At 47.6% G+C, this 14,362-nt stretch carries 14 protein-coding genes and 1 pseudogene; 2 read left to right on the top strand and 13 right to left on the bottom strand.

Translation table 11 applies throughout. The features are described 5' to 3' along the window. Positions 1 to 24: 24 nt before the first annotated feature. The 5 genes and pseudogenes from RID09_RS13440 to RID09_RS13420 form a co-directional block, all read right to left on the bottom strand. Positions 25 to 1,545, bottom strand: a complete 1,521-nt coding sequence (locus RID09_RS13440; protein ID WP_446336438.1) for a phytoene desaturase family protein — start codon at positions 1,543 to 1,545, stop codon at positions 25 to 27. 12 nt (positions 1,546 to 1,557) lie between these two features. Beyond that, a pseudogene (locus tag RID09_RS13435) lies at positions 1,558 to 1,842 on the bottom strand (nuclease domain-containing protein); the annotation flags it as partial. A gap of 89 nt (positions 1,843 to 1,931) precedes the next feature. Then, a complete protein-coding gene (locus RID09_RS13430) occupies positions 1,932 to 2,102 on the bottom strand; it encodes a hypothetical protein (RefSeq protein WP_446336437.1) in 171 nt (56 codons plus the stop codon). A 411-nt stretch (positions 2,103 to 2,513) separates the two neighbouring features. Beyond that, positions 2,514 to 2,954: a hypothetical protein gene (locus tag RID09_RS13425; RefSeq protein WP_446336436.1), complete on the bottom strand. Its 441-nt coding sequence runs from the start codon at positions 2,952 to 2,954 to the stop codon at positions 2,514 to 2,516. Positions 2,955 to 2,974: 20 nt separating this feature from the next. Then, positions 2,975 to 3,292 carry a hypothetical protein gene (locus RID09_RS13420; RefSeq protein ID WP_446336435.1) on the bottom strand — a complete coding sequence of 106 codons (318 nt, stop codon included), beginning with the start codon at positions 3,290 to 3,292 and terminating at the stop codon, positions 2,975 to 2,977. Between the two features lie 219 nt (positions 3,293 to 3,511). Between RID09_RS13420 and RID09_RS13415 the strand changes: the two genes are divergently transcribed. Further along, positions 3,512 to 4,321 carry a class I SAM-dependent methyltransferase gene (locus RID09_RS13415; protein WP_446336434.1) on the top strand — a complete coding sequence of 270 codons (810 nt, stop codon included), beginning with the start codon at positions 3,512 to 3,514 and terminating at the stop codon, positions 4,319 to 4,321. Positions 4,322 to 4,590: 269 nt separating this feature from the next. Here the strand turns inward: RID09_RS13415 and RID09_RS13410 are convergent, their stop codons facing one another. The 5 genes from RID09_RS13410 to RID09_RS13390 all read right to left on the bottom strand — a co-directional run bounded on the left by RID09_RS13410 (position 4,591) and on the right by RID09_RS13390 (position 10,766). Next, positions 4,591 to 7,725: an MFS transporter gene (locus tag RID09_RS13410; RefSeq protein ID WP_446336433.1), complete on the bottom strand. Its 3,135-nt coding sequence runs from the start codon at positions 7,723 to 7,725 to the stop codon at positions 4,591 to 4,593. A gap of 113 nt (positions 7,726 to 7,838) precedes the next feature. Further along, positions 7,839 to 8,489 carry a bifunctional phosphoribosyl-AMP cyclohydrolase/phosphoribosyl-ATP diphosphatase HisIE gene (hisIE, locus tag RID09_RS13405; RefSeq protein WP_446336432.1) on the bottom strand — a complete coding sequence of 217 codons (651 nt, stop codon included), beginning with the start codon at positions 8,487 to 8,489 and terminating at the stop codon, positions 7,839 to 7,841. A gap of 48 nt (positions 8,490 to 8,537) precedes the next feature. Continuing rightward, positions 8,538 to 8,777, bottom strand: a complete 240-nt coding sequence (locus tag RID09_RS13400) for a 2Fe-2S iron-sulfur cluster-binding protein (protein ID WP_446336431.1) — start codon at positions 8,775 to 8,777, stop codon at positions 8,538 to 8,540. A gap of 16 nt (positions 8,778 to 8,793) precedes the next feature. After that, positions 8,794 to 10,290 carry a cobyric acid synthase CobQ gene (gene cobQ, locus RID09_RS13395; protein WP_446336430.1) on the bottom strand — a complete coding sequence of 499 codons (1,497 nt, stop codon included), beginning with the start codon at positions 10,288 to 10,290 and terminating at the stop codon, positions 8,794 to 8,796. 65 nt (positions 10,291 to 10,355) lie between these two features. Beyond that, the gene (locus tag RID09_RS13390; RefSeq protein ID WP_446336429.1) at positions 10,356 to 10,766 is read right to left on the bottom strand and encodes an Npun_F0494 family protein; all 411 of its coding nucleotides are present in this window, start codon (positions 10,764 to 10,766) and stop codon (positions 10,356 to 10,358) included. Between the two features lie 245 nt (positions 10,767 to 11,011). On the opposite strand from RID09_RS13390, the gene RID09_RS13385 reads away from it, so the two are divergent. Then, complete coding sequence (locus RID09_RS13385) at positions 11,012 to 11,446, top strand: peroxiredoxin (protein ID WP_446336428.1); 435 nt, start codon at positions 11,012 to 11,014, stop codon at positions 11,444 to 11,446. Between the two features lie 55 nt (positions 11,447 to 11,501). Here RID09_RS13385 and RID09_RS13380 read toward each other — a convergent pair whose 3' ends face one another. The 3 genes from RID09_RS13380 to RID09_RS13370 form a co-directional block, all read right to left on the bottom strand. Then, a complete protein-coding gene (locus RID09_RS13380) occupies positions 11,502 to 11,885 on the bottom strand; it encodes a hypothetical protein (RefSeq protein ID WP_446336427.1) in 384 nt (127 codons plus the stop codon). A gap of 103 nt (positions 11,886 to 11,988) precedes the next feature. Beyond that, positions 11,989 to 12,882, bottom strand: coding sequence for an ABC transporter permease (locus tag RID09_RS13375; protein ID WP_446336426.1), 894 nt, complete (start codon positions 12,880 to 12,882; stop codon positions 11,989 to 11,991). Positions 12,883 to 13,123: 241 nt separating this feature from the next. Further along, a complete protein-coding gene (locus RID09_RS13370; RefSeq protein WP_446336425.1) occupies positions 13,124 to 14,146 on the bottom strand; it encodes an ATP-binding cassette domain-containing protein in 1,023 nt (340 codons plus the stop codon). Positions 14,147 to 14,362: the final 216 nt, after the last annotated feature.

Below are 14,362 nucleotides of genomic sequence, written 5' to 3'. Positions count from 1 at the left end.
AGAGATGAGAGGACGATCGCGCGATTACCCTTTGTTACCCAAATATGCCAATAACTCGGCAGTTTGCGAGGGTTTCACTAAGGTATTGGCGCAAAGAATACCCGAACCCGCCACCGCTGGAACCCCTATTCCTGGCATTGTACTATCCCCCACCCGATACAATCCGGGAATCGGCGTGTGACAACTGGGAAACATGGCTTTACCTGCTGCGATCGCGGGACCATAGGTGCCTTGATAGCGACGTAAATAATCAGAATGAGTTAAGGGTGTACCAATCAGTTCTAAGGTAATCCGTTCTCGAATATCCGGAATCACCCGTTCTAACGCCCGGAATAAGGATTGCGATCGCGCCTTTTTCTTCTCTTTATATTTATCATCACGCTGCCAACCCTGGTAGGGTTCTAAGGTATAGGCATGAATCACATGATGACCCATCGGGGCAAGATTAGCATCCCATACGGAGGGAATGGAAATCATGCAAGTATTACCCGGTTCAGTAATATCCCGATTGGCATCGTGAACCACAACATGATGTCCCGTCAACCCCTCTAACCCCTCCGCCCGAATCCCTAAATGCAGGTGCATGAAACTCGCTACGGCTGGGGTTTCTAGGGACTGTTTCCGGTACGCCGTCGGTAAATCTTCTGGGCGCAATAAGTGGCTGTAGGTATCCCAAATTGTGGCATTAGAGATCACTACCGGGGCGTTCAACACCTCTCCCCGTTGCAACCGCACCCCAACAACTTTCCCCCCTTGGACTAAAATTTGGTCAACATGGGCATTTAGGCGCAACTCACCCCCCCAGCGTTCTAACCCACGCACCAACGCCTCCACAATCGCCCGACTTCCACCCAGGGGATACTCCACACCCGCACGGGAACGTTCCCCTAACATAAAGGCTACCTCAGGCGCGATCGTTCCCTGTGCTTTTAATCCCGATAATAGAAAGCATTCCACATCAATCAGCCGCCGCACCCAGGGATCACCCACGGTTTCATCCATGATTTTGCCCACAGAATTCTGGACAAGTCCCAGGTGAGGCAGTAATTTTAATAGCGAGGGTAAATAACGTCCCACTAAAACTGGAATTACTTGCCAATCTGATCGCAAAGCAATTGTGGGAATCTCTCGCAACCCCTCATAGAGAGACAGCAGGCGTTTTTCAAATTGTGCCAATTCTTTTGCGCCTTGAGGTGTAATCTCCGCCACGGCTTCTCGATACCGTTGGGCGTCACTGTACACGGGTAACGTCGCTTCGGGAAAATGGTAATGTCCTAGGGGGTCATAGGGAACCGTTTCTAACGACTCGCCCAGCACATCCAAAACTTGCCGTAATGGGTTAAGACTGGGGCGTTGCTGACTTAATCCACAATAAAATGAAGGACCCGAATCAAACTCAAACCCCTGTCTGTGGAAACTATGCGCCGCACCGCCGGGAATAGCATGACTTTCACAAACTAGCACCCGCTTACCATAACGGGCGAGTAAAGCACCCGCCGTCAATCCGCCAATCCCGCTACCGATAACAATTACATCTAGATTCATCAGTTTAGGCGATTACACAACCGTGAGGGCGTTCTCTAACACAGGATACAGGTGCTGCTGTAGTTTAGCCTCATTTCCAGGATAGGCTGGAAGCGCTTCAATTTCTCCTCCGGAATATGACTTATAGGAACCAGGGTAAAGAATCGCCGCATATTGCACAACTTGATTACCCGTTCTATCTTGGATGGCGTCATGATAGGTATGCATTTTTTGGATATCTGCTGCTTTCGGCTTTCCTTGATTGCCTAAATTATCCTGTGTTTCACTATCGAGTTTATACTTAGGGTCAAAAAGGTAAACCTGTTGATAACCATCAAAATTACTTTACCTTTCAAGCGCCGCTGTAAGATTCCTAAAGTTGACTATCCTTAATTGTTTGAGAGGCGTCAGCGGGTTCGTCGGCGATCGCACGTTTCAATTCCCCTCAGGCTGAGTTCTGGTAAGGGTTCTAGCCATTCCGGGAAGAAGGTGGGATCGGTTATTGGCTGCAATTGAAAGGTATGATGCGCCTGGTTTAAGTTTGTAATCGCTTTGGTAACACCAATAACCTGGAGCATAGCGTAGATTTGAGATAAATAGGTGATTTATCGGGGGAGTTGGCGACGCCTGCGCGTTCTTTTATTGTAGGGGGTGATTGTCAACCTGTAAGCCGAATCCGTTTTTGATGCAATGGCGACTGGAAGTCGCAGCTACACAAACTTTCGTCCGCCTGCGCGGACTAGATTATATAGCACTATACTCTAAGGTTAGGACAAAAAAAGAAAAATTTAAATCGCTCAATCCCTTGATGAGTCAGTGTTTTTCTTCACTATTGCCTATTGCCTAGCGCGTAGCGCTATAAAGGGGGTGGGATGCTTTGATTGGGAAGGGGTTAGGGTGAAACGTTTAAGATTTGATACGACACCCTTGTCAAATTCCGCTAGGCATTGGCTAGATTAAAATATCTTTTTCCGGTTTTCCCGATGAACTCAGTCCAACTCGGTATCCGCATTCCTACTCATCTCAACCAACGTCTGACTGACTACATCGAACGCACGGGGTTGTCGAAGACGGAGGTGGTGATTAATGCGTTGGCGTCTTATATGGGGTGTAGTGAGGAGATTCCCCTGAATGAACGGGTGGCGTCTCTGGAGGCGAAGATGATCAGGAATTTCTTCGCCCAGATGAACAGGAATCCTGTACTCAACCCCATCAATACTCACCGTTCCCTCATACAAATCAAACACATCTTGTCCTTGTGCTGTTCGCATGGCTCGATTTCGTTCAATCACCAGCCACCCCAATCCATCAATATCTTGACTATTAACGGCTAACCAACCTGTCGTAAATCCCGTATCCAACAACGCATCAACTTGAAACGCTTCTCCCTCGGCTGTAATCAAATCAATCTCAAAAAAAAGCTCACCCATACTGCCAAATCTGCCAGAAATCATATCATGCCACAGGCTCCAGTCTCATTAATTCGGAATGTCATTAGCCAGCCAGTCGGATGCTTTTGACGTGCCTTTTCCACCGCCTTATCTTCATCAGCGTCAATGAAATAGTCTCCACTATTTGGCTCAATCAGTATAAACCAGTTATAGTAATCACTCATTAACTCATCTCGAACTCGTTCAAAAACCGGGAAACAGCGTTGATACCGTGCGTTTCGTTCCGCTTTACGTCTTGCCAGTTCTTGCGGCGGTATTGTATGTTGAGGAAATATTCGACCCCGACGTAAGGGGCGCTGGGTTTGCTGCTGGGTCATACTTAATTTTTATTGAGATAAGCTAAAACGCATTTAAATTGTGTATTCCCTGTTGCCATTGCTGGGTTAACATCGACATTCGCTACTGTTACCCCTCAGTATTCTAGCGGAAGTCAGAAAGGGGGGAGCGATCGCACCCCTGATGCCCTATGCTGAAACTATGAATTTCAAGCACTTGCAGTGAAGAAGGCAAGACACTATAAATAGAGTAGCTTAAAAATGGCAAATTCTCAAGAAGTAACGGTTAGTTATACAGCCAGGGCAATGGCAGCAGTTCGGGCTTGTGAATCAAAGCGGGATGATGCTTTGTTTGTTGATCCATTTGCCCAAAAGTTAGCCGGAGATGAGGTAGTTGAAAAGGCAATCACCTTAACTGAGAGTTATGAGAAACAAGGGCGACCTTATAGTCAAGTAAGAACTCGGTTTTTAGATGATTTTTTATTAAATAATCTGGGGAATAGTCTTCAGGTAGTGTTATTGGGGGCTGGTCTAGATACAAGGGCTTATCGGTTGAACTTGCCGGATAATCTGCGTTTTTATGAGGTAGATCAAGAGGATGTGATTGTTTATAAGAATCAGATTTTGGCGAATGAACAGCCGAGGTGCGATCGCCGTTCGATTGTTGCGGATTTAGGCACATCAGAATGGGTTAATTTATTATTGGCTGCCGGATTTAAGCCAGAGGAACCGACAATCTGGATTTTAGAGGGTTTTATTTATTATTTAACGGAAGAACAAGCAATATCTTTGATGGCAAAGATTGATGAGTTATCGGCGAAAGAAAGTCGCCTAGGGTGTGATCTGATTAATAATGTGGTGTGTAATGGATCAGATGATTGGGCGAGTATGTGGCAATTTGGTTGTGATGTGCCAGAGGATTTTTTTGCCCGGTATGGTTGGCAAACTAAGACAGTAGTACAACCGAGTGATCCGGAAGCTTGTTTTGGTCGATTTACGTTCCAGTTTCCCCCCAGAGAAGATCAAGATGGGATTCATATTTTCTTTGCCACAGCGGTTAAGTTGGGTTAGTAATGATTGAACTTTGGAGCTGTTCTGTAAACCAGCCTAGAGGTTTGCGCTTCGCGCACGCTACGCGAACGGAACTATTGTCTTGTGGGATAGAACCAGGGCTACCAAAAGCCCCATCTGGAGCAAGCAAGCCTTTAGGCGCAGCTAATCAGGTGGGGTAGTTTACAAAATGATTCAGTGAACAAGGCAGAAGATGGGAGGCAAAAGGGGAAAGGACATCCCTTTTGCCTCCCCTGGAGCCTCTGTTAATCGGTGAAGTTGTCGAACGATTAACCAAATATCCCTAAACCGCCTACAGCTAACACACCAGCGAAAGCCGCAACCCCGACGGAAGTAAGCGCCGTACCAAATAACCACCAAGCCGCTGTTGCTGCAGCTTTTCGGGTTTCTTTCACTTGTTGGTTAGCCTTGTGTTTGAGTTGTTTAACCCGTTTTTGAGCTTCCTCTTGGAGGCGTTCAGCGCGGCTGAGTACCCGATCGCGCACCCCTTCAATTTGCTCGATCAGCCGATTAGCATCAGCTTGGGAAAGATCCTCGCGGGAACTCAACAGAGCCACCAGAGTGTCTCGGTCAAACTGACCTAATCGTGAGCGCAGCGCATCAAACCCGGCTTCTGGATCATCAAACAATTTACGCATGTCTCGCTTAATCCCCTCATAGTTGAGTTCGGGAAGCTCCAGGGAGTTGAGGTAATGCCGAATGCGACCAAAAATGCTGTCAATTGTCGATTGCAGTTTGTGCTGAACCGCTTGTGCTTGTTCGATAAACTGATTACGAACCGAATCAATATTATCCGCAATCCGGTTCACATCCTCGGCGGAAATATCCTCTCGTTGGGACAGCAGCGCCACAAGCGTTGAACGATCGAAGTGGGAGAGCCTATCGCTCACACTCTTCCAGCCTTCTGATGGATCGTTAAACAACTGTTTTAGCTCGCGCTTGATAGCTTCAGGATTAAGTTCTTCCTTATCCGTATTCCGCAGATACTCTTCAAAATTGGATTGTACATCCTGTACCTTACCTTTCGCACGACTTGCCAAGCGTCGCGGTGCTTTCACCAGGCTTTGAATCCCATCTTGCACTTGGTCAATAATCCGATTAACGTCCTCCTCACTTAAGTCTTCCCGTTGACTGAGGAGTTTGACCAAGGTTTCTCGATCAACCTGAGAGAGGCGATCGCGCACAGATAAAGCTCCCTGTTTCGGGTCATCCAGTATTTTCCCTAAATCCTGCTTAATCCCTTCAGGGTCAAGTTCCTCCAGATTCGTGTTCCGCAGATACTCAGCAATCTTATTTTTGATTTGCTCGTACTGCTCCTTCGCACTACCCGCTAATTCTCGCGGTGCATTTAGGATAGTATCCCGTACATTGAGGAACTGGTCAATGACCTGATTAATCTCCTCCTGGCTGAGATCTTCGCGCTGATTGAGCAATTGCACCAGCGTATCGCGGTCAAATTCAGATAACCGTTGTCGGAGTGCGGATAGTCCCGCCTGTGGGTCATCCAACAGAGTTTGCAACTCTTGCTCAATCGCGTCGGGATTCAGTTCTTCTTTGTTGGTATTGCGTAGATACTCTTCTACCTTACCGCGCAGCTCATCGGCTTTAGATTTCCCTTGGTCTTGCAGTTCCTGAGCTTGTGACAAGACGCGATCGCGCGTACTCTCAAGTTGACTAACCCGTTGCTCGACTTCCTCTTGACTCAAGTCGTCCCGTTGAGAGAGCAGTTGCACTAAAGTATCGCGGTCAAACTGAGATAACCGTTGCCGTAGTGCGTCAATACCCGCCTGTGGGTCATCCAGAAGTGCTTGGAAATCATGCTCAATCCCTTCAGGATTCAGTTCTTCTTTGTTGGTATTGCGTAGATAATTTTCCACCCGAGTGCGGATGTCTTGGGACTGTTCTTCAGACTCAGCACCTTGAACGGTTTCCAGAACCTCCTGGCGGATACCTTCCAACTGATCGGCAATATCCGCTATTTTCTCGGATTTGAAATTATCCCGTGATTCCAGCAGGTTAACGAAATCGTCTCGATTCAGTTGCTCTAATTGCTGCCGAACTGCCTTGGGAGCTGCTTCTGGGTCATAGATAACGTCTTTAAATTCCTGCTTAATCGTCTCTCGGTTCAAGTGCCAAGGTTTGGAATCGAGCAGGTAGTTTTCTACATCTGCCTTAATCGTATTAAAGGGTTGTCCCGGTACTCGCTCGGCTACCTGAGAGGAAAGATTTTTAGCTTGCTCTGTCGCTTTATCTTTAAACTGTTGCAACTGATCCGAAATTTTTTCCACATCTATGTCAGACAAATCCGTCCGCGACAGTACTCTACTCATTAGAGCGCTGACACCCAGTTGCAAAGCTTGCTCCCCGAAGCCACCATTGCCATTACCGCCATTGGATTTACCCGCTCCCACTCCCACGAGTTGTCCGAGCTTATCGCCAAGCTGACCTGAGGTTAGCTCTTCTGGACTGGCTTCCTGAAGGAAGTTGAGCAGTTTTGCCTGTGGATCAGTTTGTTGTTGTTTACCCAATACTTGCTGCCAAGCGGCTTCTAGTTGGTCTGCAATCCCATTAATGTCTTGTTTGGATAAGTCTGTACGACTGCTGACTAAATCGACAAACGTCTGACGGTTCACGTTTTCCAGAATATCACTCTCAGCGATAGATCTTAACTCCGAACCGCTGAGCAAATTTTCCAAATCATTGCGAATTTGTTTGAGATTGAGCTTGGGTATTGCCAGATCTGCCACATAGTCTTGTACTGTCTCCTGGACACGGGTAGGGTCAACCGCCGAACTCAATTCGCGGCGAACAGCAGCTACAGATTCCTCAACTGTATTGACAATCTGAGCGTTTGCTGACCTTCCACCCAGAGCTGTAGTGGCTATAGTCATGACTCCTTGCAAGCCTGAACCCGCTGTATTCGCAACGGAACCCACAACAGAACCCATTGCTGTAGAACTAACCCACAGTAGCAGCAAGAAGTATGCAGACCAGATCACAACGCCTGTAATGGCTCCCAGAGTCAGGCTGTTAATTAGGGTCAGTTTCACCGCTAGGAAACAGGCGATGAATAAGGCAATGTTAACGGTGACTAAAGCCCATACCCCTACCTTAGATTCAACTTCGCTAATCTTGCTTCCCCAGCTTTCAGACTCATCTGCATCTAATGGATTATCCCCGGCTGAAATGCCTGCGGCAAGGGTAAAATTGGTTAACAAAAATTGGAAGGCAAACGCCATGAGTACTCCAGCAATCAAGGCGATAAAAAACTGCGGTCCTGAAAAGACCAAAGCCGCAGGTTCTGGAGCATGAGTGACTGGAGACACGGTTGGAGCTGCTGGAACTTTAGCCAGCCACGGAGGTGTGTGGTACAACCCCACCATCATTCCCACGCTTTGAAACATCGTTTTTTCCTCTTGAAACTTTTAGAAGCGTTATCTTCCAATACGCCTATCTCTATGGTTATCCCTGGCGTACTTAAGTAACTCCTTCTGAAGTCTGAAAGTGGGGGAAGATCTCAACCCCTTCTGTCTTGTAACTTGCGATAAACGTCTCGCACATCAACCTGGTGATGGGCTAATGCGACTAGGGTGTGATAAAACAAATCAGCCACCTCAGACGCGATCGCATCCAACTCATCATCCTTGCACGCCATCACTACCTCGGCGGCTTCTTCGCCAATCTTTTTGAGAATCTTATTATCCCCACCCTTAAATAGCTTACAGGTATAGGATTCGGCTGTGGGATTATCCCGGCGATGGCAAATCACTTCAAACACCTGAGACAGGGTATCGGCTGGCGGTGCAGCCTTTATCCCATCCACCTGATGGAAACAACTGCGTTCCCCAGTATGACAGGCAACATCCCCCACCTGTTCTACACCAATCAGCAGGGTATCACTATCACAGTCATAACGCAGCGATCGCAGATGCTGCAAATGACCTGATGTCGCGCCTTTGTGCCATAATTCCTGACGCGAGCGACTCCAGAACCAGGTTTCCCCAGTTTCCAAGGTTTTCTGCAACGATTCCCGATTCATCCACGCCATCATCAATACTGTACCATCCAGGTAATCCTGGACAATGGCAGGGACAAGTCCGTGATCGTTATAACGGATTTTCTCAACCGGAATCGCGGGGCTCGGAGTAGAGGATGCAGTCGATGACATAGTGGAGTAAATTAGCAACTGATCTAGTTTCAGGCATCTCTTATGATTTTACCAAGTTGGATCACTGTAGAGATTAATCGTAAGCTGTTCGGAACCCGGTGGTACAGCAGAGATGCAGGCGCAAATCGTTTCTCCCTCGTTAATCTCAACCTCACAAGCATGACACGAACCCATGAGGCATCCTGTGGGAATGAAAACACCCGCGCGTTGAGCTACTTGCAGTAGGGGTTCTCCAACTTCTGCATTAATGGTGACATCATCGGGTAAGAATCGAATGGTAACACTCATGAACAGGTTCTAGTTATTAACTCAGGGCAGGTAAAATAGTACTTAAATCCAAATGAGCCTCTACGCTATCGGCTAGGGAATTTAAAACCACTTCTCGCTGATCTCGGTAGTCCGGAATACCCGTTGGCAAAGACGAAAGTCCGCGTTGATGTCGCAGTTGATTCAACCAAGCCCGTCGCCAAGGACCATTATCAAATAAACCATGGAGATAAGTCCCCCAAATCGATTGAGTCACATCGACTAATCCTAAACCTGGGTCATCAAACAGGGGTTGATAGGCAGACTGATTATCGGTGGTTTCCGAGTCAATCAGCCGAGAACGTCCTTGATGAATTTCATACCCTTCTACAGGTAAACCAACTTGAGGATAGTTGGAGCTAACCAAGCGTTGACGAGTTACTTTTCGGGCAGTAATTATTGTTTTAATGGGTAATAATCCTAATCCCTGATACTGTCCTGGTTCATCCTCAATGCCATCCGGATCAAGTAAGCTTTGACCCAGCATTTGAAAACCACCACAAATGCCTAAAACTGTACCCCCCGCAGCGGCATAGTTTTGAATTTCTTCAATCATGCCTGTTTTGTGCAACAGGAGTAAGTCTTTAATTGTAGTTTTTGTCCCTGGCAAAATCAGGGCGTCGGGGTAGCCGAGGGATTGATGCGGTGTTATATATTTTACCGTGACCGTCGGTTCAGCTTCTAGGGCGTCAAAGTCGGTAAAGTTAGAGATCCGGGGGAAGCGAATCACCGAGATCGTTAATTCACTATCGAGCTTTCTGTGATTGTCGCGCTCCAGTAGCGCCAAAGAGTCTTCAGCGGGAAATATCTCATCCATCCAGGGAATAACCCCAACCACGGGAATTCCAGTGCGTTCTTCAAGCCAAGTAATCCCTGATTCCAAAAGCGAGCGCTGTCCTCTAAATTTATTAATTACCACGCCCTTAATCAAGGCTCGCTCATCTGCGTCCAACAGTTCCAGAGTCCCAACAATATGAGCAAATGCGCCGCCGCGATCGATATCTACCACGAGTAAGGTTGGTGCATTTAAATGTTTCGCTACCCGCATATTGGTTAAATCGCGGTGCTTAAGATTAATCTCCGCCGGACTCCCTGCACCCTCACATACCAGAAAATCAAACTCATGACTCAAACGCCGTAGGGACTCTTCAATCGCCTGCCAACCGCGATCAAAGTATTGTTCGTAATAATCCGCCGCGCTGACGTTACCCGCCACTTGACCCATGAGGATAACTTGAGAGGTCATATCCCCTTGAGGTTTGAGTAAAATCGGGTTCATTTCGACACAGGGCGTCACATTAGCCGCCCAGGCTTGGACGGCTTGAGCATGTCCAATTTCTCCTCCATTGGGGGTGACATAGGCATTGAGCGCCATATTTTGTCCCTTAAACGGAGACACACGCCAACCGCGCCGAGAAAGAATACGGCACAAGGCGGTAACAATAAACGATTTTCCTGCGTGGGACGTTGTCCCCACCACCATCAGCGATTTCATAAAGCGGCTTGGGAGTTATAGGGTAATCAGGACAAATAGAAGCAACCCTGCGTGCGACCATAGATTTAAATCGGCAATCGCCACCAACGGTTCCAGGCGTGAGTGATGCGATCCCAAAGGGATGGCGGGGGCAATGACTCGCCTTGGCTTGCCCATTTTTCCACCAGTTGACGACCCAAGGGCGTGAGACGAAAACTGTCGGTAATACCTTGCCCATCAACTTCTCGCCGCAACACACCGACTTGAATCAACCACATTAAATCACGTTCGGCTGCCAACTCGGATAAGGAACGCTTAGTATAACCCTGTTCTATCCCTTTTTGGGTTGCGATCGCGAGTAGGGAAACACTGGTCGAACGCATCACCTTGTACAAGGTTAACTGAAAGGGCAAACAGCGCAAAGCTTGTTCAGCGCGTTTAACTGTTTGCTCTGGATAGTGAACCGACTGGGCTTTTTGTGACGAAATGGAAGTCATTGGTTAGCTGCTGGAAACGCTAGTGAACCCCACTTTTAGGCTTCAATCCATCCATCTTAACTTTCCTGACTCAGCAGAGGAAGCTCCTGGCGTAGGGGCTTTGTTTTTCCAACCCAGTAGTATTGCCGAGCGTGTATTGGCTTGAATCAATATCAAACACTACATTTTCCAATCAAGTCCACCGATAATCCGTAGTAAAGTGAAGAATAGTCAATAGCGTATTAAACACACAGGGAAAAAGACTTATGGCTTTAAGCGTTGGTGATAAAGCTCCGGCATTTACCGCCAAAGATGATGCAGGGAATACCGTTTCCCTTTCTGACTTGGCTGGGAAAACAGTAGTTCTCTATTTTTATCCCAAAGACGATACCCCAGGTTGCACCAAAGAAGCCCAAAGCTTCCGGGACAACTACGCGGAATATCAAGGCAAAGATATGGTTGTTCTCGGTGTCAGTATGGATGATGAGGCATCCCATAAGCAATTTAAGGAGAAGTATGGCTTGCCTTTCCAATTGCTCGCTGATCCGGATGGCACGATTACCAAAGCTTATGATGTTGAAGGCGGTGGTTACTCCAAGCGCGTCACTTATGTGATTAACGGCGAAGGTACGATCACTTATGTTGATGAAAAGGTGAAAACCGATTCCCACGCTAAGGATATCTTAGCCAGCATGAGCTAGCTTTCTTGTTCCCAGGCTTTGCCTGGGAATGCTTTTCGGGAGGTTCTACCTCCAGTTATCTAATTCTTGAGCCAGCCGGAGTAGACGAGTTATTCGGTTGAGCTTGTTGTTGATTTCTTAAGCGTTCCATTTGTAGACGGCGGAACTCCTGCGTCGCATTGTCTAGGTTTTGATCCAGTTCGCTGTTAAATGTATCCGTATCAACACTTAAACGGGAACGATGGATAAAATCAAAGACACTGTTGCCAGTCGTTCCCGTGAGTGGATCTCGCTCATTTTGGCGATTATCCATACCTTCTAGGGGATTTACCCGTTCAGCCGATTGTGCGATCGCAGATTCAGGGATAATGGCTGAGATAATGCCAACAGCCACTCCTAATGCTAGGGGAGCGAACAGGGTTGAGGTGAGTGCCGGAGTTAAGAGAGTGTTTATCTTCATGGCAGTTAGCCTGTTTATGTTAGAAATATGATTAGCCGTTCTACCGATAAGGACACGGCAGTGCCGTGTCCCTACTATAGCGCCTTAAATAATCTGGAATTTTTTAGGCAAATCGGCGTCGTAGCAATGGACTAATGATAACTAATGCGGCGGTGGCAAAGCCAAACAGGACTAAAACAGCCCCGCCAAACGTAATTGATGCCCAAGGCGCTTCCATGACAACACTACCTAAAGACCAATCCCCATGGAGGTAGAGATAGCGAATTGGTTCTATCGCATAACTCAAGGGATTGAGACTAGCGACAAGCTGTAACCATTTTGGCATAAAGGATAGCGGCGCTAGGGCAGTGCTGGCAAATAGCAGGGGTAAGTTGGTGACAAAAATGACCGCAATGAGTTCAATATGACCCGGAAGCACAAATGCGAGTCCTAAACTTAATGCTGTCATCCCGATTACCAGCAAGAAAACGATCAGCGCGATCGCACCGAGTCCGGCTATATTGGGAACACCCGCACCCATAACCGCACTAGCCGCAACAATCACCACCGCTTGGATAAAGCTGAGGGCGACGATATAGATAGCTGATGCGGCAACAATGGAGAAGCGAGACGCCAGAGGTGCGACGAGTAAACGGTTGAGAAAGCCAAATTCCCGATCAAACATCACCGGTAAGCCAGCATTGAGCGCACCAGCGAAGGCGGTAAATACAATTACACCAGCACTCAAGAATTGGGCGTATGATAAGCTTTCACCGAAGAGTCCTTTTGGTGCATTTTGAAATAACGCCCCAAACAGAATCAGCCACATTAACGGCTGAATTACCCCAGCAATTAATGTAGATGGGCGTCGTTGCAGTTGGATAAACAGGCGCTTAGTGAGTGCCAAGGTTTCTTGGACAAATTCACCCACACCCGCCTTATCACTAACAGGGACTTGACTTACCACGTCGGGTTGCCAATTAATTTCCGGTTTCGATGGTGTTACAGTTCCACTCATAATTTTGGTTATTAGTTATTAGTTATTGGTCATTCGTCATTTGTCATTTGTCGCGACTGTAATCCCTGGGGGCGGGTTTAGTCATATCAGGGTGCAAACCTTCCCGTTAGTGGTAAAACCCGCCCCTACACACAGACGCTTGTGTCATCACGTCTGGAACATGACTCCCCCATCTGCCTCATCTCCCTCATCTCTCTCTCCCCCTGCTTCCCCAGCTTCCCCTGCTTCCCCAGCTCTCTCATCATTCCTTCATCCGTTGCTTTTTCTCGGCTTTTGCATCTCGTGTTCCCGCCGCCGCGAGTTCAGCATCCATTAGGGTTTGACCTGTGGCGGCTAAGTAGACATCATCTAAACTAGGTCGGGATTGGGCTATGCCAAAGATGGGTAATCCGGCGTCTTTTAAGGATTGCTGAATGTTAGTCAATGCATCGCTTTGAGGTTTGACGACTAAGTTTAGGGAATTCCCTTGCGCCGTATTAATAATCACTTCTTGGACAAAGGGTAACACCTCAAGCTTTTCCTTAGCATTTTGGGCTTCTTCCATGGGAGAGAATTCCCGGATGCGGAGGGTAATGCGATCGCCACCCACGTTATCCTTTAACTGAGAGGGCGTACCTTCGGCAATGACAACGCCTTTGTGGATAATTGCCACGCGATCGGCTAAAATATCTATTTCTTCCAAATAGTGGCTGGTAATAAATATAGTGGTGCCAGCGTTTTGCAGTTGACGCAGGAAATTCCACACCACCACCCGACTCTCGATATCGAGTCCCACGGTGGGTTCATCAAGAACTAAAACATCGGGTTTATGGAGTAAGCCAGAGGCTAAATCCAGACGCTTGCGGATTCCGCCGGAATAGGTTCCTGTCTTTTTATCGGCATACTCCTGCAAGCCGAGCACCTCTATCATGGTATTGACGCGCTCTTTGGCAACGCTGCTGGGTAGGTGATATAAATCCCCTTGCAGTTGCAGTAACTCGCGACCTGTCAACACTTTATCTAATGCCACTTCCTGGGCGACATAACCGATGCGGCGACGGACGGCTCTAGGATTCGCGATCGCAGAAATTCCCGATACCTCAATCTTACCCGCGTCCGGTTTACTTAAGGTACACAGACAGCGAATCGTTGTCGTTTTCCCCGCTCCATTCGGACCGAGTAAGCCAAAAATCTCACCGGGTTCGACGTTCAGGGAGATGTCCTTCACGGCTTCGACATCCCCGTAGTATTTTTTTAGGTTCTCGATTAAGACGGCGGCAGCCATATATCGTTCTATACCTGAGTTGGCTATACAAATCTAAACAATTAGCTGTCTTCTTATTGTAAGGGGTTTGTTAGGAATAAACTACTCAGGCTTGCCTAACGGCTGAAGCCTGAGTTTTCAGTAGCCCTGAAGTCATCAAACAAGTTAAGCTGAACGTATCTCTGTGTTCTGTTTAACTTGCACGATAACCCCGTGCCTCCAGGCTGGTTTATAGAC

Source organism: Coleofasciculus sp. G1-WW12-02, from assembly GCF_040219735.1.
Classification (GTDB): Bacteria; Cyanobacteriota; Cyanobacteriia; order Cyanobacteriales; family Coleofasciculaceae; genus Coleofasciculus.
The sequence above is the reverse complement of the archived record's forward strand: the minus strand, read 5'-3'. Positions and strand labels throughout refer to the sequence as shown.

Excerpts from the sequence above, each read along its gene's own strand:
- cobQ (WP_446336430.1), bottom strand. The coding sequence starts at position 10,290 with ATGAAATCGCTGATGGTGGTGGGGACAACGTCCCACGCAGGAAAATCG.
- RID09_RS13390 (WP_446336429.1), bottom strand. The coding sequence starts at position 10,766 with ATGACTTCCATTTCGTCACAAAAAGCCCAGTCGGTTCACTATCCAGAG.
- RID09_RS13370 (WP_446336425.1), bottom strand. The coding sequence starts at position 14,146 with ATGGCTGCCGCCGTCTTAATCGAGAACCTAAAAAAATACTACGGGGAT.
- hisIE (WP_446336432.1), bottom strand. The coding sequence starts at position 8,489 with ATGTCATCGACTGCATCCTCTACTCCGAGCCCCGCGATTCCGGTTGAG.
- RID09_RS13380 (WP_446336427.1), bottom strand. The coding sequence starts at position 11,885 with ATGAAGATAAACACTCTCTTAACTCCGGCACTCACCTCAACCCTGTTC.
- RID09_RS13415 (WP_446336434.1), top strand. The coding sequence starts at position 3,512 with ATGGCAAATTCTCAAGAAGTAACGGTTAGTTATACAGCCAGGGCAATG.
- RID09_RS13400 (WP_446336431.1), bottom strand. The coding sequence starts at position 8,777 with ATGAGTGTTACCATTCGATTCTTACCCGATGATGTCACCATTAATGCA.
- RID09_RS13440 (WP_446336438.1), bottom strand. The coding sequence starts at position 1,545 with ATGAATCTAGATGTAATTGTTATCGGTAGCGGGATTGGCGGATTGACG.
- RID09_RS13430 (WP_446336437.1), bottom strand. The coding sequence starts at position 2,102 with ATGCTCCAGGTTATTGGTGTTACCAAAGCGATTACAAACTTAAACCAG.
- RID09_RS13425 (WP_446336436.1), bottom strand. The coding sequence starts at position 2,954 with ATGGGTGAGCTTTTTTTTGAGATTGATTTGATTACAGCCGAGGGAGAA.
- RID09_RS13420 (WP_446336435.1), bottom strand. The coding sequence starts at position 3,292 with ATGACCCAGCAGCAAACCCAGCGCCCCTTACGTCGGGGTCGAATATTT.
- RID09_RS13385 (WP_446336428.1), top strand. The coding sequence starts at position 11,012 with ATGGCTTTAAGCGTTGGTGATAAAGCTCCGGCATTTACCGCCAAAGAT.
- RID09_RS13410 (WP_446336433.1), bottom strand. The coding sequence starts at position 7,725 with ATGTTTCAAAGCGTGGGAATGATGGTGGGGTTGTACCACACACCTCCG.
- RID09_RS13375 (WP_446336426.1), bottom strand. The coding sequence starts at position 12,882 with ATGAGTGGAACTGTAACACCATCGAAACCGGAAATTAATTGGCAACCC.